This is a genomic window from Bacillus salipaludis (assembly GCF_004358205.1).
Window position 1 is genome coordinate 29658 of sequence record NZ_SMYO01000007.1, and the last position, 26345, is coordinate 56002.

The following is a 26345-nucleotide window of genomic DNA, read 5'->3' on the forward strand; positions in this document are numbered from 1 at the left end:
TTGGGGGGACTGCAATGATAGAAATACAAAAACTTACTAAGCAAGCGGACAACAAATTAATTTTACGTGGAGTAGACCTCTCTATTAAAAAAGGAGAAACAGTAGCCATTCTTGGACCAAACGGTGCGGGAAAAAGTACCCTGTTAAAAGTGCTTGCTGCCCTAATAAAACCAACATCGGGAATGGTCAAAGTAAATGGTTTGGATTTAAAAAAGAACCAAACCGAGATTAAAAAAATATTAGGATACCTGCCCCATTCAAGCTTGCTTTATGATCATTACTCGCCTTTGGAAAATCTCGTATTCTATGGCAATGTTTATGGTGTGCAAGAGGTCGAAAAAAAAGCGGTTGAACTGGTAAAAGATGTAGGATTGTCTTTCTTTTTAAATGAACCGGTAAAGAATTTTTCCCGTGGGATGATCCAAAGAATTGCAATTGCCCGAGCGATTATTCATGATCCGGAAATCCTGCTTCTCGATGAGCCGCATACTGGATTAGATCAAGGGGCGATAACGATATTAAACAAAGCAATCCTTTCCATGAAAGAAAAAGGGGCAACAACCTTGATGGTTACACATGATTTTAAACAAGCTGCTGAAATTTGTGACCGAATTATCATTGTGAAAAATGGGAAACTTGTCGATGATTTTCACATCAGCGATCAGGCCCTTAGCATCGTTGCTCAAAAATATGAGCTGCAGGTGGAGGGAGCCTCATGAACCTTTTTCAAACAGCGCTCATGCTAGCAAAAAAAGATTTACTCTCAGAATTAAAAACAAAGCAAATATTAGTAACTCAGATTATTTTTGCCGGACTTGTCATCGTGGTTTTCAGCTTCGCCTTTGATCCGGCAAATAATACAACCAAGGCTGTTATTCCCGGGATTATTTGGGTGATTATCGTTTTTGCCGGTATCTTAGGCCTTAACCGCTCGTTTATTTCCGAGCAACGAAATGATACGATTCAGGGTTTATTGGTGGCGCCGATGGAAGCTGCTAGTATTTTTTTAGGAAAATTCATGGCAAATTTTACGATGATTCTAATTGTTGAACTGGTTTCCATCCCGTTTTTATTCTTATTATTTGATTTCAAAATGCTTGGAAGTGTCGGTTATTTTATTCTCGTTATCTTTGTCGGCAGCTTTGGGTTTATTTCCATTGGTACTTTTTTAGCTGCCTTGGCTGCGAATTCCAGAAGCAGCGAAATGTTGTTGCCTTTATTATTATTTCCAATTACAAGTCCAATCCTAATTGGGGTTACCCAAGCAACTAGGATTATTTTAACGGATATGAGCAAATTATCAAGTGCACTTTCATGGACGCAAATGGTCACAGCTTACGATATTATTTTCTTCGTGGTTTCGTTTTTATTAATCGATTATGTATTGGAGGTTTAAGAAATGAGTATGAATCTCGAACGGGAAAAGGTCACGCTTCCTTTACCTCAATTGGACGAAGCAAAGAACTCGAGGTTACCTAAAATATTATTTAGCAGTACGGTTATTGCAATGCTTTTATCCCTTTATTTTATCTTCTTATATGCGGAGGAAGAGAAAACAATGGGTGCGGCACAAAAGATTTTTTATTTCCATGTAAGTTCCGCATGGGTGGCCTTTTTTGCCTTTTTTATCACCTTTTTGTTTAGTATATTGTTTTTGATCAAGCGGAAAAGAATCTTAGATACATATGCCTATGTTTCCGCGGAAATTGGGGTTGTGTTTACGCTAATTGTATTAACAACTGGCCCTATATGGGCAAAATCATCATGGAATACTTGGTGGGTATGGGAGCCCCGTTTAATTACGACGTTAATCCTATTCTTTATATATATTGCCTACATCATGATTCGTCATATGGATGGTGTCTGGGATAAAAAGGCAAGGCTGTCTGCTGTATTCGGAATCATTGGGTTTGTTGATGTTCCGATTGTATTTTTTGCGATTCGCTGGTGGCAGACAAAACTTCATCCAATTGTTTTTGGAGAAGGTCCTTCTCAAAAAGGAGAGGGGATTGCCCCAACGATGCTTGTAACTTTGTTGGTTACGATTGCGACGTTTACACTTCTTTATTCCTATTTACTTAACAAAGGCGTAACACTCGAAAATATGAAAATTAAAGTAGATCAATATAAAGAAAAATTAAGAGAAAGCATAGAAAATTAGGAGGAATGTAAAATGAATTATGAATTTATGTATGCTGCTTATTCGGTTGCCTGGGTGATCATATTCTCATATTTGTTTTTGATTGACAAGAAACAAAGCAAACTAAAAAAAGAAATCGAGTTCTTGAAACAGCTGGACAAATAAGAAGTGAATTTGGAGGATATGCAATGAACCAGCGTGTCATCAAATCAGTCGTGTTGACCCTTTTAATTGGAATGTTTTCGTTTTTCGCCTATAGTTTAGTGAGTAAGGCAAAGCATACAGATGTAGGGGATCAAGCCTATAATTTTAAATTGCCAAATTTGGCAGGCAGTAATACAAGACTTTCTGATTTTCGCGGTCAAGTGGTTGTTTTGAATTACTTTGCAACATGGTGTGCACCATGTAAGGAGGAAGCGCCGGAACTAGAAGCTTTTGCAAAAGATTACGGTGATCAATTTAAATTGATTATGGTAAACAGAGGCGAAACAATTGACCGGGTTAAAAGGTTTTTGAAAAAATATAATACACCCGCAACCTATGTTTTTGATTATAATGCTAAAATATCAAAATTATATAATGTCACAGGACAGCCTGAAACCTTTGTGATTGACAAAAAAGGTGTGATCCGTGAACACTATAATGGACCGGTAACTGAAATGCAGCTTTATAATTTTGTTAAAAAGTATGACTAGTAAATGAAAAAAGGATGGAATCGTCTATATCCCGATTCCATCCTTTTTTAATATTCGAATTCAGCTGAAATTGTTGCTTTGACTATAAGTTCGCCGGGTTCAAATTGAGTGGAGCTAATCCCTTTCACATAGGTCATTTGTGGATTCAAAATAGGCGGTGGAAGCGTTCCGCCTTCAATGACCAAATAGGGAGTGGGATTCAATGTTACCCTTAACGTGTTTGCAATGGTTTTAGCTTTTTCAATCGCCTTATTTAATGCGAGGGAAAGTGCTTTTTGATAATTCCCATCTTGATTTTTTAATGAAAAATGGACATTTGCTACATAGTTAGCCCCGTTTTGAACGGCGGTATCGATTACCTTGCCAATTGATGTTAAATCCTCTATTTTCACTTTAAGTATATAGGTCACTTTATATGCGCGAAAAGTTTGTTTCCCTTGATCAAAATCATATTCGGAATCAATTCGATAATCAAAGGTTTGTAGATTTTTCCGAGGAACCCCTAAGGATAATAGTGATTGAATCAACTTTTTAACCGCCTCTGAATTTTGCTGCTGTGCCTCCATCAATACCTTATTCTCGGTCATGACACCTAAATTTACGTTGGCCATATCAGGCAGCACCGCAAGCTCCCCTTCACCGGTAACTTTTATGACATGGTTTTTACCTATACGTTCCGGTTGTTGGTAACGATACATTGTTGCCCCCCCCCTCCTTTGTTCTTTTTATAAAATACTGTTGCAAAGCTGGAAGTATTCCTTAGGGGTTCTTACCGTCTATCATTTAGGCTGAAAAAAATAGAAGGAAAGGAAATTTTGAAAGAATTGCCTGATTTGAAAGTCATATTGCGCCTTAAAAGGCATACATTTTAAATAATGAGACAAGCAACAACAAGGAGGATACATTGTGGAAACGATTCTTCATTTTTTACCAAAAAATATTGCAGACCTTATCAGTAAACTCCCTCCTAATCAAAAAGAAGAGCTTGAAGAAATCCGAATTCGCATAAATCGGCCGATTGAAATTACGACAAAAGGAGCTCCCCAGTTCCTATCGTACCGGATTCAGCCCGAGGATGCCTTCCATTTAATGAATAAAATAAGCCACTTTTCCATCTACACCCTTGAGGAAGAGCTAAAACGGGGATATATCACCGTTTCCGGCGGGCATCGGATTGGTCTTGCCGGAAAGGTCATTCTCGAGGATGGAAGGGTCAAGGCAATTAGGGATATTTCTTCTTTTAATATTCGAATTGCCAGGGAGAAGGTGGGGATTGCTGAACCATTCATTTCCTATATTTATAAGGATACCTGGATGAATACGATGGTGATTGGGGCCCCGCAAACAGGGAAAACAACCTTGCTGCGTGATTTTGCCCGAATCATTTCCACCGGGGTTTATTCAAAAGGTATCCAGGCAAACAAGGTAGGTATTGTGGACGAACGAAGTGAAATAGCTGGGTGTGTAAACGGTGTTCCGCAGTTGACCTTTGGGAATCGTGTGGATGTTTTAGATGCCTGTCCAAAAGCAGAGGGAATGATGATGATGATTCGTTCGATGAGTCCGGATGTTTTAATTGTGGATGAAATTGGCCGTAAGGAAGATGCGGAGGCAATCCAGGAGGCAGTTCATGCAGGAATAAAACTAATGATGACCACCCATGGAACTAGTCTTGAAGAGATAAAAAATAGGCCCTCACTTAAAGGAATACTTGAGCAAAACATCTTTCGCCGATTCATTGTCCTTAGCAGAGATAAAGGACCTGGAACGGTTACACATCTATTGGATGGAGAAGGAAAAGAACTGATTCAAAAAGTGAGAGTGACATAAATGATTAAAATTATCGGTGCCATTTTCATTATTATTGCAACCACTTGGACAGGTTTTGAAGCATCACGAAATTTCAGTGAACGTCCAAGGCAGCTTCGAATGCTGCGTTCTAGTCTGCAATCACTAGAAGCTGAAATTATGTATGGGCACACACCATTGCATGAAGCGGCGAGAAGGCTCTCTGATCAGCTCTCAAAACCTTTATCCGGTTTTTTCGAAGCCTTTGCAAAGAAGCTCACAGATTCGGAAACAACAGTAAAAGAGGCTTGGGAATCAAGTTTGAAAGAGGTATGGAAATCAACAGCCTTAAAGCAAGGTGAATTTGAGATTATGAAGCAATTTGGGGAAACGCTTGGCCGACACGACCGCTATTCCCAGCAAAAACATATTATGCTGACTCTTTCACATTTAGAGAGAGAAGAAGCAGATGCGCTTGATAGACAGTCAAAATACGAAAAAATGGTAAAAAGCCTGGGATTCCTGACAGGATTATTATTAATCATTTTATTATTCTAGGGGGAGCTGCAATGGGGTTAGAAGTGGATATTATTTTTAAAATAGCTGGGGTGGGAATTGTTGTTGCCTTTTTGCATACAGTTCTAGACCAGGTTGGTAAAAAGGAATACGCCCAGTGGGTGACGTTATTTGGTTTTATCTATATTTTATTTCAAGTGGCATCCATCGTAGATGATCTTTTCCAAAAAATAAAATCTGTCTTCTTGTTCCAATAGAAAGGGGGGCTCTGCCATTGAAATCGTAAAAATAGTCGGGTTAGCTCTAGTGGCAACCTTTCTTGCCTTAATCATTAAAGAGCAGAAACCCAATTTTGCCTTTCTCTTAATTGTATTTGTGGGCTGTACCATTTTTTTATTTTTAGTGGACAAGATTTACGAAATTATCCATATGCTTGAGAAGCTGGCTGTAAATGCAAATGTAAATCTGGTTTATGTGGAAACCATTTTGAAAATCATCGGTATTGCTTATATTGCTGAATTTGCTTCGCAAATTACAAAGGATGCAGGCCAAGGAGCACTCGCTTCAAAAATTGAATTAGCAGGGAAAATTTTGATCCTTGCTATGGCCATACCGATTCTAACTGTCATGATTGAAACGATTATAAAACTGATTCCCAGCTAAAGATGCCATTAAATTGAGGTGAAATTTTAAATGAAGCAATGGTGGCAGATTATTCCTATTATTATTCTTTTCGTATTTTTTTTAAATGTTCCAAATGTCCAAGCCTCACAGGATCTATCGCAGGATACAAAAGAAACATCAACGCCTCTTGCACCTCAAGAATTGGTAGATTCCCAGTTAAAATCAATGGATTTAACAGAGTTGAAGCAATTTTGGGAAGATATCCAAACTAAATATGACGGATTTCTGCCAGAAAGCCAAAAAGGCAGCCTATATGATTTTATCAAAGGAGAGAAAAAGTTTTCTTTCAAGCAATGGGGACAAGGGGTTTTAAAGTTTGCATTTCATGAATTTGTAGCCAACGGAAAGCTCCTTGGATCAATCATCATGCTTACTGTTTTCAGTATGTTTCTGCAGTCCATGCAGAATGCTTTTGAGAAAAGTGCCATCAGTAAAGTAGCTTATGCGATTGTTTATATGGTCATGGTGATTCTTGCTTTAAATAGTTTTCATGTTGTGATCAACTATACAAACGAAGCCATTGGGACGATGATTTCATTTGTACTGGCCCTTATTCCGCTTCTATTAGCTCTAATTGCCGCTACAGGCGGGGTTGTCTCAGCAGCATTTTTTCATCCGGTGATCCTTTTTTTAATGAATACAAGTGGTTTGTTTATGCAATATGTGATTCTTCCGCTTCTTTTTTTGGCGACATTGCTAAGTATTGTTAGCACCATGTCAGATCAATATAAGGTCACTCAGCTTGCGCAGCTGCTTCGAAACTGGAGTATTGGATTAATGGGTCTTTTTTTAACGGTTTTTCTTGGAGTTATATCCGTACAAGGGGCATCGGCTGCAGTTACTGACGGTGTCGCAATTCGAACAGCAAAGTTTATAACGGGGAACTTTATCCCTGTGATTGGCAGAATTTTTACTGATGCTTCTGACACAATCATCAGCGCCTCAACTTTGCTAAAAAATACGGTCGGAATAGCCGGTGTGGCAATCTTGTTAATTATCGTCGCATTCCCGGCTCTAAAAATACTAATGATTGCGTTTATTTATAAATTTGCAGCTGCTATTTTACAGCCATTGGGCGGAGGTCCGATAATCAGCTGTCTTGATATTATCAGTAAAAGTGTAATCTATGTTTTTGCTGCATTGGGTATTGTTTCATTGATGTTTTTTTTAAGTATAACGGTAATTGTTGCGGCAGGAAATCTGACCATGATGATGCGATAGGGAGGGGAGCGATATGGAGTTTATAAAAGAGTGGGTAACAAATATTATTCTATTTGTCCTCCTGGCAACTGTAATCGATATGCTTCTTCCCAATTCCAGTATGCAAAAGTACGTAAAGATGGTAACAGGATTATTGTTAATCGCCATTATCCTTACCCCCATTTTTAAATTAATCTCCAAGGACTTTGAAACAACGCTTGTGTCCATCCCATCAAATCAAACGCCTGGAGAAAAAAATATAAAAAATTTAATAGATTCAAAGAAAAAAGAAATACAAGACTCCCAACATGCATATATTTTAGAACAAATGCGTGTCCAATTAAAAAAGGACGTTAAGGAGGAGTTGATGGAAAACTACGGATTAGAGATTGCAGACTTAGACATCGCAACGAATGAAGAAAGTGACCAAGCCTTCCCTGAAAACATCCAAAAGATAACGGTTCTTCTGAAGCATCCAGAAACATCGGTACAGACAGTCGAAGCGATCAAACAAGTGGACATCAACACAGAAACACCTCTTTCAGCCAATGTTTCAGCAGAAGACACAGCAAAGGTTGCTGCATTTCTTTCTCAGAAATGGGATGTTGCTGAGAAATCACTAGAAGTTTCGATTGAAGGGGGGAATATGAACAAAAATGGATAAAAACCAAGGACCATTATCATGGTTAAAGAATTTACTTAAAAAAGACGGAAGCCCAAATAAAAAAGCCGGAAAATATCAATATATGCTTCTTGTTCTCTGTATCGGGGCTGCCTTCATGCTTGTAGGGAATGTCCTATTTAAAACGGACTCAGCTGCACCGGATGTTCCAGCTATGAAAAGTGATAACCAGCCAGCGAGTGATGTACCCGCCTTTGGATTGGGGAAATCAACTGGAAATAAAACCATCCATGAATATGAACAAGCATATGAAGATCAGTTGAAGAAGGCATTAGAAAATATGCTAGGGGTCAAAGATGTCACTGTCGTTGTAAATATTGATTCCACGGATCAGCGAGTGCTTGAAAAGAATAGGGTAACAAAATCGCAAACAACAGAAGAAACCGATCGTGAAGGTGGACAACGAAAGGTTCAGGAATCTTCTACAGATGAACAGCTTGTTATCATCCGAGACGGCGAAAAAGAAACTCCAATTGTGACAGAAACAAAAAAGCCTGAAATTCGTGGTGTCCTTGTTGTTGCCCGAGGTGCAGAAAATATTCAAGTGAAAAAATGGATTATTGAAGCAGTAACAAGAGCGCTTGGGGTCCCAAGCCACCGAGTTGCTGTCATGCCAAAAAAATAAGAGGGGGATTTATTCATGCTTTTGAAAAAACAAACGGTTTGGTTATTAACGATGTTAAGTTTGGTGGTTGTATTATCGGTGTATTATATTACTTCACCGGAGCAAAAAAATAGTAATGAGCTTGCAGCTGTACAACAAAAAGCAAAAGATCAAATGAATCAAAAAGAAATGAATTCAAAATCAACAGCAAAAACAAATGCTAAAGATGATAAGACTATTATCTCCCAGATTGCCGGTGATGATGAATTTGAAGCACTTCGTTTAAAATTGCAAGATGAACGCAGTCAATTACAAGAAGATTTAACAGCTCAAATGGCGAGTACAGATCTTCCCGCCGATAAAAGAAGCGAAGCGATGGATCAAATGAAAGAACTAAATAAAACAGCTCAAAAAGAAGAAATTCTTGAAACATTAATTAAAACGATGGGATATGAGGATGCTCTTGTCAGAGCCGAAGGAAACCAAGTCCGCGTAACAGTAAAATCAAAGAAACAACCATCAGCAACTGCAGCAAACGATATCATCCAACAGGTTAAAAAGGAAATTGGCGATACCAATTACGTTGCCGTCGAATTCCAGCCAACAAAATAAGAAACACTCCAAAGAGGGGGAAAGTACAAAGCTTTCCTTCTTTTTGGTTTGTAGAGTGTCCGCCTGGTGCGGACACTTTTGCTGGAAAGTCCACGGGCGGTGCCTGTCACCCACTTTCCCACCCTTTTTTTTACTTTTAGGTAAATAAAGATTAAAATGAATTTGAAGGTTATTGAAGCAGGAGAAAAAATATAGATTGTTGAACTTTTATAAGATAGTATCGTATAGTATTAGTAGCTAGTCTTAATATAGTGGTACAAGGAGTGTTACTCAATGTTAAAGGTACAAGAAATTCGTGAGTTAATTAAATTAGTTGATCAATCTAGTATTGATGAATTTGTTTATGAAAATGAAGGGTCAAAAATTAAAATGAAAAAAAGTGTGACTTCTGTCGTCACTACGGTTCAACCAGTCGTACATACTGAAGTTCCAGCAGCTCAAGCTGTTCAAGCAGCGCCTGTTCAAACGGCAGCACCAGTTACACCAGTGCAAGAAATCAAACAAGAACCGGTAACAGAAGCTCCTGTTCAAGCGGATACTTCCAACCTTCACAAAATAACTTCTCCAATGGTAGGGACTTTCTATGCCTCCCCATCACCAGATGCTGATGTCTATGTTAAAGCAGGCACAAAGGTTTCTAAGGATTCCATTGTTTGTATCGTTGAGGCGATGAAATTATTTAATGAAATTGAAGCAGAAGTAAACGGAGAAATTGTCGAAGTTCTTGCGAAAGATGGACAATTAGTGGAATACGGACAGCCATTATTTTTAGTAAAGCCTGAATAAGGAGCGGTAACAGAATGATAAAAAAGCTGTTAATTGCAAACAGAGGAGAAATTGCAGTTAGAATTATTCGTGCCTGCAGGGAAATGGGGATTGAAACAGTCGCCGTCTTTTCCGAAGCAGACCGTGAAGCACTGCATGTACAATTAGCAGATGAGGCCTATTGTATTGGACCAACCTCATCAAAAGATAGTTATTTAAACTTTACAAATATTATTAGTGTAGCAAAATTAACTGCCTGTGATGCGATTCACCCTGGTTATGGTTTTCTTGCTGAAAATGCAGCTTTTGCTGAGCTTTGCCGTGATTGCAACATCACTTTTGTCGGGCCAAGCCCTGAAGCCATCACAAAAATGGGAACAAAGGATATTGCAAGAGAAACTATGCGGGAAGCAGGCGTTCCAATTGTTCCCGGCTCCACCGGAATTATCGAGAATATTGAACAGTCGCTTGAACTTGTAGAAAAGATAAATTATCCGGTCATCATTAAAGCAACAGCCGGTGGCGGTGGAAAAGGGATTCGTATCGCCAAGAACGAACAAGAATTAATTAAGGGAATTAATATCACCCAGCAGGAAGCCTTAACAGCATTTGGTAACCCTGGTGTATATATTGAAAAATATATTGAGGATTTCCGCCATGTTGAAATACAAGTGCTTGCAGATAATTATGGCAATACCATTCATTTAGGTGAAAGGGATTGTTCGATCCAACGGAGACTGCAGAAATTGCTTGAAGAAACCCCTTCACCTGCTTTGGACGGGGAAATTCGTGAAGAAATGGGTAATGCCGCAGTAAAAGCGGCGAAAGCAGTTGATTATTCTGGTGCAGGCACGGTAGAATTTATATATGACTACCGCAATCGAAAATTTTATTTTATGGAAATGAATACAAGAATACAGGTAGAGCATCCTGTAACTGAATTGGTCACTGGAACAGATCTCATTAAAGAACAAATACGAGTAGCTTCCGGAGAAAAATTATCTTTGAAACAACAGGATGTTACCTTCACGGGTTGGGCAATTGAATGCCGAATTAATGCAGAAAATCCGGAGAAGAACTTTATGCCATCCCCAGGAAAAATCCATATGTATTTACCTCCTGGCGGCCTAGGGGTTCGTGTCGATTCTGCTGCATATCCGGGATATTCAATTCCGCCTTACTACGATTCCATGATTGCGAAAGTCATCACATATGGAAACACCAGGGAAGAGGCAATTGCAAGAATGAAACGGGCCTTAAGCGAATTTATTGTTGAAGGAATCCATACGACAATTCCGTTTCATTTAAAACTTCTTGAACATGAAAAATTTGTAGAAGGCCAGTTCAATACGAAGTTTTTAGAATTGCACGATGTGATGAAGTCAGTCTAAAATCTGGAGGTGTTCTAAAAATGAGTGAGTTTAGTATCTTGGAAATGGAGCAAGGAAACAACGGACTTGGTAAAGTGGAAATTGCACCGGAAGTGATTGAAGTAATTGCAGGGATTGCTGCTTCAGAGGTAGAAGGCGTAGCCTCCATGAGAGGAAACTTTGCCGCAGGTGTAGTAGAGCGGTTAGGGAAAAAGAATCATGGAAAAGGTGTTAAGGTCGAATTAACCGAATCGGGAATCAAAGTAGATGTCTATTGTGTGATGAAATTTGGGGTGTCCATTCCTGCTGTTGCACAAAAGATTCAAGATAATATCCGACAAGCCTTGTTAAATATGACCGCCTTAGATGCGGAAGAAATCAACATTCACGTGGTTGGTATCCAATTTGAAAATCAAAAAAGCGAACCAGAAATCGAACAAGAACTATAATACCCAAAACCAAAGGAGAAATCCTTTGGTTTTTTATTTAAGGCTGTGTAAAAGGACAATGTTAATTTTTGAACCAAGTTGATTGGAGCGGAAATCAACAACTAAGTTTAACAGAGCTTAATTTTAAAAAATTTTGCTCGTACAGTGCGAATCATTTTTAGTTATGCTATTATATTTTTTATGTGATTGACAAACTAAAATAACGGAACATGATTGGACAGACTTTTATCAATGTCTCTAAAAGGAGTTAACGGTATAATGAAAAGAAGAACAGCTAGAGAAAAGGCACTACAAGCCCTTTTCCAAATCGATGTAAGCAATGTGGACCCGGAATCGGCAATCGAACATGTATTGGACGGGGAAACGAATGACGACTATTTAAACAGACTTGTTTTAGGAGTCGTCGAACAAAAAAATACGATTGATCAATTTATTAAAGAAAACTTAGAAAAATGGACATTAGACCGCGTGGCTGTTGTAGACCGAAACCTGCTCAGAATCGCAGTATACGAATTAAACTTTGCACGAAACGAAGTTCCGGAAAATGTCATTTTAGATGAAGCAATTGAAATCTCAAAAATTTACGGTGATGAACAATCAAGCCGTTTTATCAATGGCATTCTTTCAAAAGTGAAAGAAAAGCTTCCGAAGGAATAAGTTTACAAAACAAGGTAAATAAAAGAATATACCCAATGGTCCTTATCTTTCATGTATATTTTTCTTCATTTCCCGTAGATTGCGGACAAAATGGAGAACTATATATATAATGGGTAAGGACAGTTTTATGGTTATGTTAAAAACTCTAAAGGAGTTAGCTATGCAGGAGCAAAGGTACTTATCAGTTAATGCCTTAACCAAATACATAAAAAGAAAATTTGATGCCGATCCCCATTTACAGGATGTTCACGTCCGCGGTGAAATTTCAAATTTTAAACAGCATTCCAGCGGACACATGTACCTTACTTTAAAAGATGAAAAAGCACGCATACTGGCTGTTATGTTTTCTAGCCATTCAAGGACGATGAAATTTTCACCTGAAAACGGGATGAAGGTTATTGTCAAAGGGGACATATCTGTCTATGAACCAAGCGGACAATATCAAATTTATATAAAGGAAATGCGGCCTGACGGAATTGGAGAACTATTTTTAGCCTATGAACAGCTGAAGAAAAGGCTTGAATCGGAAGGATTATTTGCATTAGATAAAAAAAGGCCGATTCCAGCCTATCCAAAAACGGTTGGGGTCATTACTTCTCAGACAGGAGCGGCCATCAGAGATATTATTACCACCATAAAAAGGCGTTATCCCATAGTCAAAATCCTTGTTTTTCCGGCGCTTGTACAAGGTGAAAACGCTGCACCCTCAATTGCTGGAGCGATTGAAAAAGCAAATAAACTTGAAGCGATTGATGTACTCATTGTTGGCCGTGGCGGAGGTTCGATTGAGGAGCTATGGGCTTTTAATGAAGAATTGGTTGCCAGGGCGATTTATACCTCTTCAATACCGGTTATCTCAGCTGTAGGACATGAAACGGATTTTACTATTGCGGATTTTGTGGCCGACCTGCGCGCACCTACACCAACGGCTGCTGCGGAACTCGCTGTCCCTCATATTGAGGAGCTTTTGGAAAGGGTCCTGCAGCGTCAAACACGGCTTTTAAGAGCAATGAATGAAAAATTCCGGACAGAAAAGCAGCGTTTTTCGCGTGTGCAAAAATCCTACGCTTTTCGTTACCCACTTCGACTTTATGAACAAAAGCTGGAGCAAGTGGATAAATTAACGGAATCGCTTGAACGTGGTCTTACCCGTCTGTCAGCATTAAAATCAGGTCAATACGAAACGGTTTATAAGAGACTGCAGCTAAAGTCTCCGAAAGTATTAGTACTGGAAGCGGAAAAACAGTTTAATCGGACACAAAAAGAAATCAATCGTGCGATGATGCAAATCTTAATGAAAAAACAAACAGAATTTGATCGAATGATTTCAACATTAAAAGCTTTAAGTCCTTTAAAAATAATGGAACGGGGTTACAGTCTTGTTTATACAGAAGACAACAGACTGGTTAAGAGCGTTCATCAGGTACATAAGGATGAATCTGTTGAAATCCAATTAGCCGATGGTAGCTTAATATGTAAGATTGAGGATAAGAAGGAGAGCGAAAAAAGTGGTGAATGAAAAACAATTATCCTTTGAAGAAGCAATGAATAAATTAGAGCAAATTGTGGATAGGCTTGAAGAAGGAGATGTTCCATTAGAAGAGGCTATTCTTATTTATAAAGAGGGAATGGAACTTTCTAAGCTATGTCACGATAAATTAAAAAATGTCGAAGAACAATTAACACAAATCATCACGGAGGATGGGCGAACGGAAAGTTTTTCAATTAAAGAGGAGGAATAGATTGTGGGAAATCGGTTACTTGATGAATTTGCATATGAATATAAACATCTGCTTGAAGCGGAACTCCGCAAATTAGTTGACCGGCTTGAAGCACCTCCTATCATAAAAAAGGCAATGCACTATTCCCTCGATGCTGGAGGAAAGAGGATTCGTCCCCTATTATTATTTGCAACTCTAGCTGCATTTGGCATTGACCCGAAAAAAGGGCTATTAGCTGCTGCTGCAGTTGAAATGATTCATACCTATTCCTTAATTCATGATGATCTGCCAAGTATGGATGATGATGATTATAGGCGCGGTAAGTTGACCAATCATAAGGTTTTTGGTGAGGCTACTGCGATCTTAGCAGGGGATGCTCTTTTAACCTACAGCTTTGAAGTGTTGGGAATGATTCCAAATGAAGCGGGCAGTTCAGATACAAAATTAAAATTGATGGTGGAGTTTGCGAAAGCAGGCGGAGCGGAAGGCATGGTAGGCGGGCAAGTCGCCGATATGGAAGGGGAAAATAAAGAACTTTCTATTGAAGAACTGGAGTATATACATATTCATAAAACAGGTAAGCTTTTAGGCTTCAGTGTTCATGCTGGTGCATTACTTGCACATGCAGAAGAGGATCAATTGGAGAATTTGAGAGCTTTTGCGCATCATCTTGGATTGGCTTTTCAAATACAGGACGATATTTTGGACTTAGAAGGTAATCCGGAATTACTAGGCAAACCTGTTGGAAGTGATGCGTCCAACCATAAAAGCACATATCCGCAATTATTGACAATGGATGGGGCTAAGAAGGCATTGCATCATCATATTGACGAGTCAAAGCGTTACTTGAAACGAACGGGCTTGAATACATCCCTTCTTATTGAAATAACCGATTTAGTGGCTTCTAGAGACCATTAAAAAGCAAGGGTGCTACAGCAGCATCGTGAGTCGTTATAGGTATTTGAGGCATTCTTTTCGTTATGATATAATGTGTTTTAATGAAGAAAACGTTGACAGTGCCGTTATCACTTGTGTGTTAGCGGCTATTTTTAAATAGATGGAAATTTCAAGTGAAAACAAACCTTACTAAATGTTTAGATAGAAAAAGGATGAAAGTGAGTGGTCCCAAATGGATCTGTTATCAATTAAAGACCCTTCCTTTTTAAAAGGGATGTCAAATAAAGAATTGGAGGTTTTGAGTCAAGAAATTCGCCAATTCTTGATTGAAAAGCTGTCTGTTACGGGAGGCCATATTGGACCGAATTTAGGTGTAGTTGAATTAACCATTGCATTACACAAATGTTTCGATAGTCCTAAAGATAAACTTATTTGGGATGTCGGACATCAGTCCTATGTTCATAAAATTTTAACCGGCAGGGCATGTGATTTCGATACATTAAGACAATTTAAAGGATTATGTGGATTCCCTAAGCGTGTGGAAAGTGAACATGATGTATGGGAAACAGGGCATAGTTCGACATCACTCTCTGCCGCTATGGGTATGGCGATTGCTCGCGATTTAAAGAAGGAGAAATCGTTTGTAGTACCGGTGATTGGGGACGGCGCATTAACAGGCGGTATGGCCTTAGAGGCGTTAAATCATATTGGTCACGAAAAGAAAGATATGATTGTGATTTTGAATGATAATGAAATGTCCATTGCACCGAATGTCGGTGCGCTACACAATATTCTTGGACAATTGCGCACAGCTGGAAAATATCAATGGGCTAAGGACGAACTTGAAGGATTATTGAAAAAGATTCCTGCTGTTGGCGGTGTTCTTGCGGCAACTGCCGAAAGAATTAAAGACAGCTTAAAATATTTGCTTGTATCCGGAGTGTTTTTTGAAGAACTCGGCTTTACCTATCTGGGCCCAGTCGATGGTCATAGCTTTGAAGATTTATTTGAAAATTTTAGTTATGCTAAAAAAACAGAGGGCCCAGTCCTTCTCCATGTGATTACAAAAAAAGGTAAAGGGTATACCCCAGCAGAACGAGATACAAAAGGGACTTGGCATGGAACCGGCCCTTATAAAATGGACACTGGAGCATTTGTCAAACCGGACAAAGCACCTCCGGCATGGAGTAGTTTGGTCAGTGAAACGGTGCGTAAGCTTGCACGAGAAGATAAAAGAATTGTGGCAATTACCCCGGCGATGCCTGTGGGGTCTAAACTGGAAGGCTTTGCAAATGAATTCCCTGACCGGATGTACGATGTGGGAATCGCCGAGCAGCATGCCGCAACAGTTGCTGCAGGCTTGGCAACACAAAATATGAAGCCTTTTTTAGCAATCTATTCTACCTTTTTACAGCGTGCTTATGATCAGGTGGTTCATGATATTTGTCGTCAAAACTTAAATGTTTTTATTGGAATTGACCGCGCTGGTCTTGTTGGAGCAGATGGCGAGACACATCAAGGTGTCTTCGATATTGCCTTTTTAAGGCATGTTCCGAACATTGTTTTGATGATGCCAAAGGATGAAAATGAAGGTCAGCACATGGTTTATACAGCACTTCAATATGATAATGGCCCAATTGCTATGAGGTTCCCGCGTGGAAATGGGCTGGGCGTACCGATGGATGAACAATTTAAGAATATCCCGATTGGAACGTGGGAGGTACTAAAGGAAGGCGATGATGCGGCGATATTAACCTTTGGTACAACAATTCCCATGGCAATGGAGGCAGCGGATATACTTGAAAAACAAGGTATTTCAGTTAAAGTAGTCAATGCAAGATTTATAAAACCCCTTGATGAAAAAATGCTGACAAATTTATTAGATAAAAATATACCGTTGTTAACAATAGAAGAAGCAGTACTTCAAGGTGGTTTTGGCAGTGCAGTCCTTGAATTCGCTCATGACCATGGTTATTACAGTCACGTAATTGACAGGATTGGAATTCCAGATCAATTTATTGAACATGGAGATGTCGGTTCCCTGCTTGAGGAAATCGGCATGACTACCAAGGAAGTCGTTAAAAGATTAACCATTCTTGCACGAAAAAAACAACAAAGGGCTTAAATCATGAAAAATAAAGAACGAATAGATGTCTTACTGGTCGAAAGAGGACTTATTGAAACACGGGAAAAAGCAAAAAGAGCAGTTATGGCCGGTCTTGTTTATACAAATGAAGAACGCTTAGATAAACCCGGGGAAAAAGTAAAAACAGATATACCTCTAACGGTTAAGGGAAACCTTATTCCTTATGTAAGCCGCGGAGGCTTAAAACTTGAAAAGGCCCTAAAAGTATTTGATGTTTCAGTTGTGGATAAGATTTTATTAGATATTGGTGCATCTACAGGTGGATTTACTGATTGTGCCCTGCAAAACGGAGCAAAAATGTCCTATGCTCTGGATGTTGGTTATAACCAGTTAGCATGGAAACTCCGGCAGGATGACCGTGTGGTCGTAATGGAGAGAACAAATTTCCGCTACGTGACTCCTGCTGATTTAATAGCAGGAATGCCAAATTTTGCAACCATCGATGTATCATTTATTTCGTTGACCTTGATTTTGCCGGTGCTTAAAACTCTTTTAGTACCTCAAAGTGATATCGTTGCACTTGTTAAACCGCAATTTGAGGCAGGACGGGAGCAGGTTGGCAAAAAGGGAATTGTTCGCGATGAAAAGGTCCATTTGCAGGTTGTAACCAAAATCATCAATTTTTCAATTGAGCAGGGGTATCAAGTTAAAAATTTATCTTTTTCACCTATTACTGGAGGAGACGGGAATATTGAATTCCTTCTTCATCTTTCCTGGTGGGGAGAGGAAAACAAAGAAAATAACCTCTTGCCTGTGGACCCTTCAGAGGTTGTTAAACTTGCACATCAGGAATTCCATACAAAGCAAACGGGTGAAGGATAGGCAAAATACGCTTATCCTTCTGTTTTTGGGAAAATAAATGACAACTCTTACAAAATCGGCTAACATAAGGGTAGAAGCGACATTTTTGAACATAATATTTAAATGGTTTTTACTGTTTACGGGGTGAAAAATATGAATAAAGGCCAGCGCCATATTAAAATTAGAGAAATTATTGCCAATAATGACATTGAAACACAGGATGATTTAGTGGATGAACTAAGAAATTCTGGCGTCAATGTGACACAGGCTACTGTTTCCCGTGATATAAAAGAATTGCATTTGGTGAAAGTCCCTTTGTTGGATGGCCGTTACAAATACAGCCTTCCTGCTGATCAACGATTTAATCCGCTTCAAAAACTAAAAAGATCTTTGATGGATGCTTTTATTCGAATTGACTCAGCAGGACATTTATTAGTGATGAAGTGTTTACCTGGTAATGCCATGGCTATTGGGGCACTTTTAGACAATCTTGATTGGGAAGAGGTACTGGGAACCATCTGTGGAGATGATACCATTTTAATCATTTGTCGAACACCTGAACAAACAGAAATCATTACAAACAGGTTTCTTGATATGCTTTAATTGGGGGAATGTTCCTTGTTATCAGAACTATCGATAAAAAACTTTGCCATTATCGAAGCCTCTTCCATTTCGTTTGAAAAAGGCTTGACAGTGTTAACTGGTGAGACAGGAGCAGGAAAATCCATCATCATTGATGCGATACATTTATTGGTTGGCGGGAGAGGTTCTGCAGAATTCGTACGGCATGGTGAAGAAAAGGCTGAGATTGAAGGACTTTTTCAATTAGATCATGATGGGCATCCATGCTATCTAAAGGCAATGGAATTTGGGATTGATATTGAAGAAGGGATGGTCGTTTTACGAAGGGATATCTCCCGTTCCGGAAAAAGCGTTTGCAGGATAAATGGAAAGCTTGTGACCATTTCTACTTTAAGAGAAATCGGTTCGACATTGATTGATATCCATGGACAGCATGAGCACCAAGAATTAATGGATGAAACCAAGCATCTATCATTGCTTGATCAATTCGGTTCCGATGAAATCATTTCCTCCCTCCGTGAGTACCAGGAAGTATTCCATCGCTATGAACACACATTACAAAAGCTAAAGTCGTTAAGTGAGAATGAGCAGCAAGCAGCACACCGCCTGGATTTAATTCAATTTCAATTGAACGAAATTCAAAATGCCAATTTAAAGCTTAATGAAGATGATGAGTTATTTGAGGAAAAACGGAAGCTTGGAAACTTTGAACGGGTTTTCGAAGCGATACAATCCAGTTATTCAGCCTTAAGTGGTGAACAAAAGGGCTTGGACTGGATTAGTATGGTAATGGGGCATCTGGAGGATGCAGCAGGATTAGACACAGAATACAAAGAATTATATGAGGCGGTTTCAAACAGCTTCTATCAACTTGAGGATGCTGCACATGCTTTAAGAAATGAAATGGATGAATTGGAATACGATCCGCAAAGATTAAATGAAATTGAAGACCGAATAAATGAAATAAGCCAGTTGAAACGAAAATATGGCAAGACAATCCAGGAAATTTTAGAATATGCAGCGAAAATTGAAGAAGAAATTGAAACATTACAAAATAAAGAAACACATATTAACAAATTAGAAAAAGAATTAGCCTCTATTCAAAAGGATTTAGTTCTTGAAGCAAAACAATTAACTGAGCTTCGTAAAAAGTATGCGGAAAAGCTGACCAAGCTTATACATAAGGAGCTAAAGGATTTATATATGGCAAAAACGATTTTTGAAATTCGCTTTGAGAAGGATATAAAGCATTTTGCAAAAAATGGTGTCGACCATATCGAATTCTATCTTTCAACAAATCCCGGGGAACCGCTTAAACCATTATCGAAAATTGCTTCCGGGGGAGAACTTTCACGAATTATGCTTGCCTTAAAGAGTATCTTTTCAAAACATCAAGGTGTCACATCGATTATATTTGATGAAGTGGATACAGGAGTTAGCGGCAGGGTTGCACAGGCAATAGCTGAAAAAATTTATAAAGTCGCACATTCGTCGCAGGTTTTATGTATCTCCCATCTACCGCAGGTTGCTGCTATGGCTGACATCCATTTGTTTATTTCGAAGGTTACGAAGGGTGGCAGGACCAAGACATCCGTGACACCGCTTAAAGCCGAAGAGAAAATAAAAGAAATCGGCAGGATGATTTCTGGAGTCGAAATCACCGACCTTACAAAGAAACATGCTGAGGAATTATTGTTAATGGCTGCAAAAAATAAGAAAAATTGAAAAGCTTCCCAATAGGGGGAGCTTTTTTATATTGAAGGAAGGTTATAAATGCTTGTCAACGAGGCAAAATTATAGATGTAGCCATTTCGAAGTTGTGGACAAGAAGCGAGGAGAGTGAAAAAATTTGAATTTAGATATAATTAGAAAAATCATTGGTGGAATTCTCCTTGTTTCATTAATCAGTTTTATTTTCAATCAACCGCTTAAACAATACCTCGAAATACCAAAGACAATCACTGTCTTTGAAGGGCAAGATTATAATTTTCAAAAGGCTGCTCCGGTGTCAGCCGCTTTAGTTTCTCACAATTCAAGTATCGCACTTGCACAGGACAAACATTCAGTTTCTTTAAAGGCAAAGGAAAAAGGCAGTAATGAAATGCTCTTAGAGTTTGCAGGAATCCCTATTAAAAAGGTCGATGTAAAGGTTTTAAAAGATTTTCGAGTTATTCCAGGTGGTCAGTCAATTGGCGTGAAACTAAATACCGTAGGTGTCTTAGTGGTCGGGCATCATTTAGTGAATACGTTAAATGGAAAAAAATCTCCTGGTGAAATGGCTGGTATTAAAGTTGGAGACATTATTACAAAAATTAATGGAACTAAAATTGAAAAAATGGCAGATGTTGCACCATTTGTACAGGATGCAGGAGAAAACGGTAAAGCTTTAAACTTGGTGATTAGCCGTGAAAGCGGTAAATTTACGACAAAACTTACCCCCTTAAAGGACAAAGGGGAAAACACGTACAAACTGGGATTATATATTAGGGACTCGGCAGCAGGAATCGGAACGATGACCTTTGTTCATCCAGATTCTAAAAAATATGGTGCATTAGGACATGTGATTTCAGATATGGATACGAAAAAACCAATCGTCGTGGAAGACGGACAGATTGTCCGGTCAACCGTTACGTCGATTGAAAAAGGTAGTAATGGAGACCCTGGTGAAAAACTTGCACGTTTTTCTTCAGACCATGAAATTGTTGGGAATATACAAAAGAACAGCCCATTTGGTATTTTTGGGAAATTAAATAAATCGTTGAAAAATGGTATAATGGATAAGCCATTGCCGATTGCTTTATCAAATCAAGTAAAAGAAGGCCCTGCGAAAATTTTGACAGTTGTTAACAATGATCAGGTTGAAGAATTTGATATTGAAATTGTGAACACAATTCCGCAAAAGTTTCCAGCTACAAAAGGCATGGTCATAAAAGTAACGGATCCAAAGCTTCTAGAAAAAACAGGCGGTATTGTTCAAGGGATGAGTGGAAGTCCAATCATCCAGAATGGGAAGCTTGTCGGTGCTGTGACCCATGTTTTTGTAAACGATCCTACCTCTGGATATGGAGTGCATATAGAATGGATGCTGGATGAAGCAGGAATTAATATATATGATACACCGAAAGAAAAAGCAAGCTAAAAAGGAAAGTGCTTTGGCGTTAAGTTGATAATAAAAACAAATAGGCGGTTTCGCCTATTTGTTTTTTACGGATTTAAAGATTATTCGACAAAAAAGCGAAATTCGTCGAAAATAAGAGAAAAATTAAGAAAAACTGAGATTTTATCACTATTTTAAGAAATATTAAAAAAATGAAAGGAATTTTAGTTGCATTGTCGAATTTCTAATTTACAATAGAAAATAGAGACTACAGATGGAACTTACCAATTGGATTTGAGGAGGAATACGGTGTTGAAGAAAATAAAGGTGTGCGTCGTTGATGATAATAGGGAATTAGTTGGATTATTAGAGGAATATATTTCATCCCAGGAAGATATGGAAGTTGCAGGGATTGCACATAATGGTCAAGAATGTTTAGATTTATTGGGATCTGTAGATCCTGATGTACTAGTATTAGATATTATTATGCCCCATTTGGATGGGTTAGCTGTTTTAGAACGCCTACGTGATTTGAAGAAAGGTGCCTTGCCAAATGTAATTATGTTAACTGCCTTTGGTCAGGAGGATGTTACCAAGAAGGCCGTTGAACTGGGGGCATCTTATTTTATTTTAAAGCCTTTTGATATGGAAAACCTGGGTAACCACATTCGTCAAGTCAGCGGCAGAAATGCTTCGATAACAAGAAAAGCACCTCCTTCTCCAGCTTACCGTGTACAAGCGGAACAAAAGCCAAAAAACCTTGATGCCAGCATTACGAGCATTATCCATGAAATCGGTGTACCTGCACATATTAAAGGGTATTTGTATTTACGTGAAGCGATTTCCATGGTTTATAATGACATTGAACTTTTAGGATCGATTACAAAGGTCTTATACCCTGATATTGCTAAAAAATATAACACGACAGCCAGCCGTGTTGAGCGTGCCATTCGCCATGCCATTGAAGTAGCGTGGAGCCGTGGAAACATCGACTCCATTTCATCACTTTTTGGCTATACTGTCAGCATGTCAAAAGCAAAACCAACAAACTCTGAATTTATCGCAATGGTTGCAGATAAGTTGCGCTTAGAGCATATGGCTTCATGAAACGTTTAAAACTATAAATAAAAGCCTTCATTTATTGGAAATGAGGGCTTTTTTCGTTCTTATAGGGTGGTTATCAAAATTTTGATGCATATGATAGGACTGTAGATTAAAAATTACTTTTTTTGCTCCTTGTCCAATTCCATTAATTTTTGAATTAGGATATGTTGTGGCATATGCATAATTTGCTCAATGGGAACGTTTAATTTTTCCGAAAGTTTAATCGCTGTTTCAGGGGTTATTTGTAAAGGTTTCATAAAAAATTCCTCCAATTTAATAAGTAGTTAGGAAGTGACGGCATGACAGAAATTTTTGCTCACCGTGGTTATTCCTCCCTATTCGCAGAAAATACCATGAGTGCCTTTTATGAAGCGGAAAAGGCAGGAGCGGATGGGTTAGAACTCGATGTACAATTGACAAAAGATGGTGAACTCGTTGTCATCCACGATGAAAAGGTGAACAGGACCACAAGTGGAAACGGTTTTGTAAAAGATTTTTTATTTAAGGATATTCGTAAGCTGAACGCCAATAAAAAAGGCTTAAAAAAAGAAACCATTCCATCCTTAATTGAGGTTCTTGAATGGATGCAAACAAATACGCTGCTATGTAATATCGAATTGAAAAATGGTCTTCTTGCCTACGAAGGCATGGAGGAAAAAGTAATTGAGCTTATCCAAAATTACGGTTTAACGGATAGAATCATTATTTCCTCCTTTAATCATTACAGTATTGTTCATTGTTACAGGCTGGCCCCGGAAATTGAAACCGCTCCGCTTTTTTTAGAAGGATTATTTATGCCGTGGGTTTATGCACAATCCATCAGAGCAAAAGGGATTCATCCTAAGTATTCAACTCTCAGTGATGAAATCATTACCAGGACAATGGAGAACGAAATTGCTGTAAGGCCTTATACTGTTAATAATGATGCCGATCTTCATCGGTTATTTAGACTTAACTGTACATCCGTCATTACCGATGACCCTGTTAAGGCGTTGCGAATTAGAAAACAGTATGAAAAGAGACCCTAAGCGGTCTCTTTTTAGTTGGATTTTTTACCGTCGGTAGACCGTGGGTTTCCAGGACCTTTGAAACGTGATTGAACTTTGTTTCTTTTGCGGTCACGATGAAAGATAAATCCCGCAACAAACCCTAAACCGCCAAGAAAGAGGATGAGTCCGATCAAAAATTGCAGAGATAAATAGGGAATTGGCGGCTGCAAGATTCCAAAGGTCATATCACGCATTAGCTTAATGCCGAAAGCAGCCAAGAAACCCGGAATCAATAATATAATCAGTGCAATAATCCGCTGCATAATAAATTCCTTCCGAATTTTAATTGAAAGGCTGTGTTAAAGTACATAAACGTTGATTGGAGCGGAAGGTGCGAGACTCCTGCGGGAGCAGCGGGAACAGGTGAGACCCCACAGGTGCTTAAGCGCCGAGGAGGCTCACCGCCCGCCCCGCGGAAAGCGAGCATCCTGGAGCGAAAATCAACAACTAAGTTTAACAGAGCCAATTGAAAAGAAAAAGCTTCTCACGAAAATAATAGTACAATGAATATATTTGTCAAGCTGAACTATTCACTATACAATAAATATGAAAAAAATTGCATGACTCACTATGAGCGTATGAAAAAAGTTTCCTGATTTAAAGAATGGAGGCTAGAAAATGCAAAATGTAATGATTGTCGGAGCTGGAAAAGGTGGAACGGCGATTTTAAAAATTTTAAAAGAAACAGAGGTTTTAAATGTAAAGGCAGTTGTTGACCGGAATACAGATGCACCTGGTATTCGATTGGCACAAAAAGAAGGTATTAAAACTGGAACGGACTGGCACCCCTTTTTATCTAAAAACATCGATATCATTATTGAGGTTACAGGAGATGACACAGCATTTCACGAAATAAGGCGGACAAAACCAAGTAGTACGATTTTAATTCCCGGAAGTGTTGCTTTCCTTGTTTCAAAACTTATGGAAGAAAAGGAAGATCTGGTAAAAAGACATCAAAATGAGTCCTATCAGCAAGAGTTGATTTTTAACTCCACAAATGATGGGATGGCGGTAATTGATAAAAACGGCATGGTCATTCTCTTTAATCGTCGAGCGGAAGAAATGATGGGAGTAAAAAAAGAGGATGCGGTTGGAAAATATGTCTGTGAAGTGATACCGGAAAGCAGACTACCTCATATATTAGAGACGAGAAGAATTGAAGCAAACCAAGAAATGGTTTTAGGCAATGGACGAAAAATTATTACAACAAGAATTCCAATCGTTGAAGAAAATGGCACACTCATGGGTGCTTTTGCCGTGTTTAAAGATATCACGGAAGTTGTTAACTTAGCGGAAGAAATTACGAATTTAAAAGAAATTCAAACGATGCTGCAAGCGATTATCCAATCTAGTGATGAAGCGATATCCGTTGTCGATGAAGTCGGCCGGGGAATTCTTATTAATCGGGCATATACCCGTTTAACCGGACTGACAGAAGAACAGGTAATTGGGCAGCCCGCGACGACCGATATCTCAGAAGGTGAAAGCATGCATATGAAGGTTTTACAGACAAGAAGAGCTGTCCGCGGCGTCGCTATGAGGGTTGGGCCAAGCAAAAAGGAAGTAATCGTTAATGTCGCACCGATTATTGTAAAGGGAAAACTTAAGGGCAGTGTAGGTGTTATCCACGACATGTCTGAAATTAAATCGTTGAACAGGGAGTTGCACCGTGCACGGCAAATCATCCGAACACTTGAAGCAAAATATACCTTTGAGGACATTATCGGGAAGTCCGAGGAAATGCTGCTGGCAATTGAGCAGGCGAAGCTCGGAGCAAAAACTCCTGCTACCGTCCTTCTTCGCGGCGAATCCGGAACGGGAAAAGAATTATTTGCCCACGCTATCCACAATGCAAGCGACAGAAAATACAATAAATTTATTCGTGTCAATTGTGCAGCTATATCGGAATCTTTGTTAGAAAGTGAATTGTTCGGTTATGAAGAAGGAGCATTTTCCGGCGCAAAAAGGGGAGGGAAAACAGGGTTTTTCGAAGAGGCAAACAACGGAAGCATTTTTCTTGATGAAATTGGTGAACTTCCGGCAAATACTCAGGCAAAGCTGCTTCGGGTTTTACAGGAAAATGAAATCATCCGCGTTGGCGGAACGAAGCCTGTTGCAATTAATGTCCGAGTCATTGCTGCAACCAATGTGAACCTTGAAAAAGGGATTGCTAAGGGTACTTTTAGGGAAGACTTATACTATCGTTTAAATCGAATGCCGATACATATTCCCCCGCTTAAAAGAAGAAAAGAGGAAATCCCTTTATTATGCGATCGGCTTATTCAAAAAATTAATCGTGATTATGGACGGAATGTTGAAGGGGTAACAGAGGCTGCGATGGCGGGGCTAATGAAGTATAATTGGCCGGGAAATGTAAGAGAACTAGAAAATATCCTTGGGCGGGCCATTATTTTTATGAAATTTAACGAAGTCTATATTGATGTAAAACACCTGCCGGAACTTAACAATAATAAATTGATTGGCAGGGAATTTGGGACATTAAAGAATCCTGATTTTCGGGAACGGCCGTTATCAGCAATGGTCGACGAATATGAAGCAAAGATCATCCGCGATACACTTAATCGTTTAAACGGAAACAAAACGTTAACAGCTAAAACACTTGGTTTATCTGTTCGAAATTTATATTACAAACTTGAAAAATATAAAATTGAAAATAACGGCATGCAGTAAATTTCATGGTATGAAAAAAATTGCATGCGGGTAACTAATTAAATAAAGCGCTTACAATGAATTTTGTTGGCATGAATCTTGCTAATTAATTTATT

General features: G+C 38.9%; 31 protein-coding genes. 28 read left to right on the forward strand and 3 right to left on the reverse strand.

Translation table 11 applies throughout. The features are described from left to right. Nucleotides 1-14: 14 nt before the first annotated feature. The 5 genes from ccmA to E2K98_RS15575 are packed head-to-tail and all read left to right on the forward strand — an operon-like array spanning nucleotide 15 to nucleotide 2835. Entirely contained in the window at nucleotides 15-719 is a 705-nt protein-coding gene (ccmA, locus tag E2K98_RS15555) for a heme ABC exporter ATP-binding protein CcmA (protein ID WP_133335670.1), read from the forward strand. Next, complete coding sequence (locus E2K98_RS15560) at nucleotides 716-1396, forward strand: heme exporter protein CcmB (protein ID WP_133335672.1); 681 nt, start codon at nucleotides 716-718, stop codon at nucleotides 1394-1396. The genes ccmA and E2K98_RS15560 overlap by 4 nt, the downstream gene beginning before the upstream one ends. A 3-nt stretch (nucleotides 1397-1399) precedes the next feature. Continuing rightward, nucleotides 1400-2161, forward strand: coding sequence for a cytochrome c biogenesis protein (locus tag E2K98_RS15565; RefSeq protein ID WP_133335674.1), 762 nt, complete (start codon nucleotides 1400-1402; stop codon nucleotides 2159-2161). Nucleotides 2162-2173: 12 nt separating this feature from the next. Continuing rightward, a complete protein-coding gene (locus tag E2K98_RS15570; RefSeq protein WP_133335676.1) occupies nucleotides 2174-2305 on the forward strand; it encodes a CcmD family protein in 132 nt (43 codons plus the stop codon). Nucleotides 2306-2328: 23 nt separating this feature from the next. Further along, nucleotides 2329-2835, forward strand: coding sequence for a TlpA family protein disulfide reductase (locus E2K98_RS15575; RefSeq protein WP_133335678.1), 507 nt, complete (start codon nucleotides 2329-2331; stop codon nucleotides 2833-2835). A gap of 47 nt (nucleotides 2836-2882) precedes the next feature. Here E2K98_RS15575 and E2K98_RS15580 read toward each other — a convergent pair whose 3' ends face one another. Beyond that, on the reverse strand, nucleotides 2883-3533 hold the full coding sequence (locus E2K98_RS15580) for an SIMPL domain-containing protein (RefSeq protein ID WP_133335680.1): 651 nt from the start codon (nucleotides 3531-3533) through the stop codon (nucleotides 2883-2885). A 208-nt stretch (nucleotides 3534-3741) separates the two neighbouring features. Here E2K98_RS15580 and spoIIIAA point away from each other — a divergent pair, with 208 nt between their 5' ends. From spoIIIAA to spo0A, 21 genes are all read left to right on the forward strand, one after another. Then, nucleotides 3742-4665: a stage III sporulation protein AA gene (gene spoIIIAA, locus E2K98_RS15585; protein ID WP_133335682.1), complete on the forward strand. Its 924-nt coding sequence runs from the start codon at nucleotides 3742-3744 to the stop codon at nucleotides 4663-4665. Then, nucleotides 4666-5181 carry a stage III sporulation protein SpoIIIAB gene (spoIIIAB, locus tag E2K98_RS15590; protein WP_133335684.1) on the forward strand — a complete coding sequence of 172 codons (516 nt, stop codon included), beginning with the start codon at nucleotides 4666-4668 and terminating at the stop codon, nucleotides 5179-5181. A gap of 11 nt (nucleotides 5182-5192) precedes the next feature. Then, entirely contained in the window at nucleotides 5193-5396 is a 204-nt protein-coding gene (spoIIIAC, locus tag E2K98_RS15595; RefSeq protein WP_007084610.1) for a stage III sporulation protein AC, read from the forward strand. Between the two features lie 16 nt (nucleotides 5397-5412). After that, nucleotides 5413-5802 carry a stage III sporulation protein AD gene (gene spoIIIAD / locus E2K98_RS15600; protein WP_133335686.1) on the forward strand — a complete coding sequence of 130 codons (390 nt, stop codon included), beginning with the start codon at nucleotides 5413-5415 and terminating at the stop codon, nucleotides 5800-5802. 30 nt (nucleotides 5803-5832) lie between these two features. Then, the gene (gene spoIIIAE / locus E2K98_RS15605) at nucleotides 5833-7044 is read left to right on the forward strand and encodes a stage III sporulation protein AE (protein WP_133335687.1); all 1212 of its coding nucleotides are present in this window, start codon (nucleotides 5833-5835) and stop codon (nucleotides 7042-7044) included. A 13-nt stretch (nucleotides 7045-7057) separates the two neighbouring features. Then, a complete protein-coding gene (spoIIIAF, locus tag E2K98_RS15610; protein WP_133335689.1) occupies nucleotides 7058-7687 on the forward strand; it encodes a stage III sporulation protein AF in 630 nt (209 codons plus the stop codon). Further along, nucleotides 7680-8330: a stage III sporulation protein AG gene (gene spoIIIAG, locus E2K98_RS15615; protein WP_133335691.1), complete on the forward strand. Its 651-nt coding sequence runs from the start codon at nucleotides 7680-7682 to the stop codon at nucleotides 8328-8330. The genes spoIIIAF and spoIIIAG overlap by 8 nt, the downstream gene beginning before the upstream one ends. 15 nt (nucleotides 8331-8345) lie before the next feature. Next, nucleotides 8346-8921 (forward strand): SpoIIIAH-like family protein, encoded by a 576-nt coding sequence (locus E2K98_RS15620; RefSeq protein ID WP_026572561.1) that lies wholly within the window; start codon nucleotides 8346-8348, stop codon nucleotides 8919-8921. Between the two features lie 273 nt (nucleotides 8922-9194). Next, on the forward strand, nucleotides 9195-9707 hold the full coding sequence (gene accB, locus E2K98_RS15625; protein ID WP_133335693.1) for an acetyl-CoA carboxylase biotin carboxyl carrier protein: 513 nt from the start codon (nucleotides 9195-9197) through the stop codon (nucleotides 9705-9707). A gap of 14 nt (nucleotides 9708-9721) precedes the next feature. Beyond that, complete coding sequence (gene accC / locus E2K98_RS15630; RefSeq protein ID WP_133335695.1) at nucleotides 9722-11077, forward strand: acetyl-CoA carboxylase biotin carboxylase subunit; 1356 nt, start codon at nucleotides 9722-9724, stop codon at nucleotides 11075-11077. A 20-nt stretch (nucleotides 11078-11097) separates the two neighbouring features. Continuing rightward, the gene (locus tag E2K98_RS15635; RefSeq protein WP_026572564.1) at nucleotides 11098-11505 is read left to right on the forward strand and encodes an Asp23/Gls24 family envelope stress response protein; all 408 of its coding nucleotides are present in this window, start codon (nucleotides 11098-11100) and stop codon (nucleotides 11503-11505) included. A 258-nt stretch (nucleotides 11506-11763) separates the two neighbouring features. Next, the gene (gene nusB, locus E2K98_RS15640) at nucleotides 11764-12162 is read left to right on the forward strand and encodes a transcription antitermination factor NusB (protein WP_133335697.1); all 399 of its coding nucleotides are present in this window, start codon (nucleotides 11764-11766) and stop codon (nucleotides 12160-12162) included. 160 nt (nucleotides 12163-12322) lie between these two features. Further along, nucleotides 12323-13681, forward strand: coding sequence for an exodeoxyribonuclease VII large subunit (gene xseA, locus E2K98_RS15645; RefSeq protein ID WP_133336189.1), 1359 nt, complete (start codon nucleotides 12323-12325; stop codon nucleotides 13679-13681). Then, nucleotides 13671-13904 (forward strand): exodeoxyribonuclease VII small subunit, encoded by a 234-nt coding sequence (locus E2K98_RS15650; protein ID WP_026572567.1) that lies wholly within the window; start codon nucleotides 13671-13673, stop codon nucleotides 13902-13904. The genes xseA and E2K98_RS15650 overlap by 11 nt, the downstream gene beginning before the upstream one ends. 3 nt (nucleotides 13905-13907) lie before the next feature. Next, complete coding sequence (locus E2K98_RS15655; RefSeq protein WP_133335699.1) at nucleotides 13908-14801, forward strand: polyprenyl synthetase family protein; 894 nt, start codon at nucleotides 13908-13910, stop codon at nucleotides 14799-14801. A gap of 211 nt (nucleotides 14802-15012) precedes the next feature. Then, nucleotides 15013-16905, forward strand: coding sequence for a 1-deoxy-D-xylulose-5-phosphate synthase (gene dxs, locus E2K98_RS15660; protein WP_133335701.1), 1893 nt, complete (start codon nucleotides 15013-15015; stop codon nucleotides 16903-16905). Next, on the forward strand, nucleotides 16906-17748 hold the full coding sequence (locus tag E2K98_RS15665) for a TlyA family RNA methyltransferase (protein WP_372512775.1): 843 nt from the start codon (nucleotides 16906-16908) through the stop codon (nucleotides 17746-17748). A gap of 132 nt (nucleotides 17749-17880) precedes the next feature. Further along, entirely contained in the window at nucleotides 17881-18330 is a 450-nt protein-coding gene (gene ahrC, locus E2K98_RS15670; protein ID WP_133335705.1) for a transcriptional regulator AhrC/ArgR, read from the forward strand. A 15-nt stretch (nucleotides 18331-18345) separates the two neighbouring features. Further along, a complete protein-coding gene (gene recN, locus E2K98_RS15675; protein WP_133335707.1) occupies nucleotides 18346-20034 on the forward strand; it encodes a DNA repair protein RecN in 1689 nt (562 codons plus the stop codon). 124 nt (nucleotides 20035-20158) lie between these two features. Continuing rightward, on the forward strand, nucleotides 20159-21448 hold the full coding sequence (spoIVB, locus tag E2K98_RS15680; RefSeq protein WP_133335709.1) for a SpoIVB peptidase: 1290 nt from the start codon (nucleotides 20159-20161) through the stop codon (nucleotides 21446-21448). A gap of 270 nt (nucleotides 21449-21718) precedes the next feature. After that, complete coding sequence (spo0A, locus tag E2K98_RS15685; RefSeq protein ID WP_133336191.1) at nucleotides 21719-22513, forward strand: sporulation transcription factor Spo0A; 795 nt, start codon at nucleotides 21719-21721, stop codon at nucleotides 22511-22513. A gap of 113 nt (nucleotides 22514-22626) precedes the next feature. Here the strand turns inward: spo0A and E2K98_RS15690 are convergent, their stop codons facing one another. Next, the gene (locus E2K98_RS15690; protein WP_133335711.1) at nucleotides 22627-22767 is read right to left on the reverse strand and encodes a YycC family protein; all 141 of its coding nucleotides are present in this window, start codon (nucleotides 22765-22767) and stop codon (nucleotides 22627-22629) included. Between the two features lie 42 nt (nucleotides 22768-22809). Here E2K98_RS15690 and E2K98_RS15695 point away from each other — a divergent pair, with 42 nt between their 5' ends. After that, a complete protein-coding gene (locus tag E2K98_RS15695; protein WP_133335713.1) occupies nucleotides 22810-23538 on the forward strand; it encodes a glycerophosphodiester phosphodiesterase in 729 nt (242 codons plus the stop codon). A gap of 11 nt (nucleotides 23539-23549) precedes the next feature. Here the strand turns inward: E2K98_RS15695 and E2K98_RS15700 are convergent, their stop codons facing one another. Then, nucleotides 23550-23822, reverse strand: a complete 273-nt coding sequence (locus tag E2K98_RS15700) for a DUF2627 domain-containing protein (protein WP_133335715.1) — start codon at nucleotides 23820-23822, stop codon at nucleotides 23550-23552. Nucleotides 23823-24177: 355 nt separating this feature from the next. On the opposite strand from E2K98_RS15700, the gene E2K98_RS15705 reads away from it, so the two are divergent. Beyond that, nucleotides 24178-26250 (forward strand): sigma-54 interaction domain-containing protein, encoded by a 2073-nt coding sequence (locus tag E2K98_RS15705; protein WP_133335717.1) that lies wholly within the window; start codon nucleotides 24178-24180, stop codon nucleotides 26248-26250. Nucleotides 26251-26345 lie beyond the last annotated feature (95 nt).

What these genes read in the sequence shown, in the direction of transcription:
- ccmA (WP_133335670.1), top strand. Translation starts at nt 15, where the DNA reads ATGATAGAAATACAAAAACTTACTAAGCAAGCGGACAACAAATTAATT.
- E2K98_RS15560 (WP_133335672.1), top strand. Translation starts at nt 716, where the DNA reads ATGAACCTTTTTCAAACAGCGCTCATGCTAGCAAAAAAAGATTTACTC.
- E2K98_RS15565 (WP_133335674.1), top strand. Translation starts at nt 1,400, where the DNA reads ATGAGTATGAATCTCGAACGGGAAAAGGTCACGCTTCCTTTACCTCAA.
- E2K98_RS15570 (WP_133335676.1), top strand. Translation starts at nt 2,174, where the DNA reads ATGAATTATGAATTTATGTATGCTGCTTATTCGGTTGCCTGGGTGATC.
- E2K98_RS15575 (WP_133335678.1), top strand. Translation starts at nt 2,329, where the DNA reads ATGAACCAGCGTGTCATCAAATCAGTCGTGTTGACCCTTTTAATTGGA.
- E2K98_RS15580 (WP_133335680.1), bottom strand. Translation starts at nt 3,533, where the DNA reads ATGTATCGTTACCAACAACCGGAACGTATAGGTAAAAACCATGTCATA.
- spoIIIAB (WP_133335684.1), top strand. Translation starts at nt 4,666, where the DNA reads ATGATTAAAATTATCGGTGCCATTTTCATTATTATTGCAACCACTTGG.
- spoIIIAC (WP_007084610.1), top strand. Translation starts at nt 5,193, where the DNA reads ATGGGGTTAGAAGTGGATATTATTTTTAAAATAGCTGGGGTGGGAATT.
- spoIIIAE (WP_133335687.1), top strand. Translation starts at nt 5,833, where the DNA reads ATGAAGCAATGGTGGCAGATTATTCCTATTATTATTCTTTTCGTATTT.
- spoIIIAF (WP_133335689.1), top strand. Translation starts at nt 7,058, where the DNA reads ATGGAGTTTATAAAAGAGTGGGTAACAAATATTATTCTATTTGTCCTC.
- spoIIIAG (WP_133335691.1), top strand. Translation starts at nt 7,680, where the DNA reads ATGGATAAAAACCAAGGACCATTATCATGGTTAAAGAATTTACTTAAA.
- E2K98_RS15620 (WP_026572561.1), top strand. Translation starts at nt 8,346, where the DNA reads ATGCTTTTGAAAAAACAAACGGTTTGGTTATTAACGATGTTAAGTTTG.
- accB (WP_133335693.1), top strand. Translation starts at nt 9,195, where the DNA reads ATGTTAAAGGTACAAGAAATTCGTGAGTTAATTAAATTAGTTGATCAA.
- accC (WP_133335695.1), top strand. Translation starts at nt 9,722, where the DNA reads ATGATAAAAAAGCTGTTAATTGCAAACAGAGGAGAAATTGCAGTTAGA.
- E2K98_RS15635 (WP_026572564.1), top strand. Translation starts at nt 11,098, where the DNA reads ATGAGTGAGTTTAGTATCTTGGAAATGGAGCAAGGAAACAACGGACTT.
- nusB (WP_133335697.1), top strand. Translation starts at nt 11,764, where the DNA reads ATGAAAAGAAGAACAGCTAGAGAAAAGGCACTACAAGCCCTTTTCCAA.
- xseA (WP_133336189.1), top strand. Translation starts at nt 12,323, where the DNA reads ATGCAGGAGCAAAGGTACTTATCAGTTAATGCCTTAACCAAATACATA.
- dxs (WP_133335701.1), top strand. Translation starts at nt 15,013, where the DNA reads ATGGATCTGTTATCAATTAAAGACCCTTCCTTTTTAAAAGGGATGTCA.
- ahrC (WP_133335705.1), top strand. Translation starts at nt 17,881, where the DNA reads ATGAATAAAGGCCAGCGCCATATTAAAATTAGAGAAATTATTGCCAAT.
- E2K98_RS15690 (WP_133335711.1), bottom strand. Translation starts at nt 22,767, where the DNA reads ATGAAACCTTTACAAATAACCCCTGAAACAGCGATTAAACTTTCGGAA.
- E2K98_RS15695 (WP_133335713.1), top strand. Translation starts at nt 22,810, where the DNA reads ATGACAGAAATTTTTGCTCACCGTGGTTATTCCTCCCTATTCGCAGAA.
- E2K98_RS15700 (WP_133335715.1), bottom strand. Translation starts at nt 23,822, where the DNA reads ATGCAGCGGATTATTGCACTGATTATATTATTGATTCCGGGTTTCTTG.
- E2K98_RS15705 (WP_133335717.1), top strand. Translation starts at nt 24,178, where the DNA reads ATGCAAAATGTAATGATTGTCGGAGCTGGAAAAGGTGGAACGGCGATT.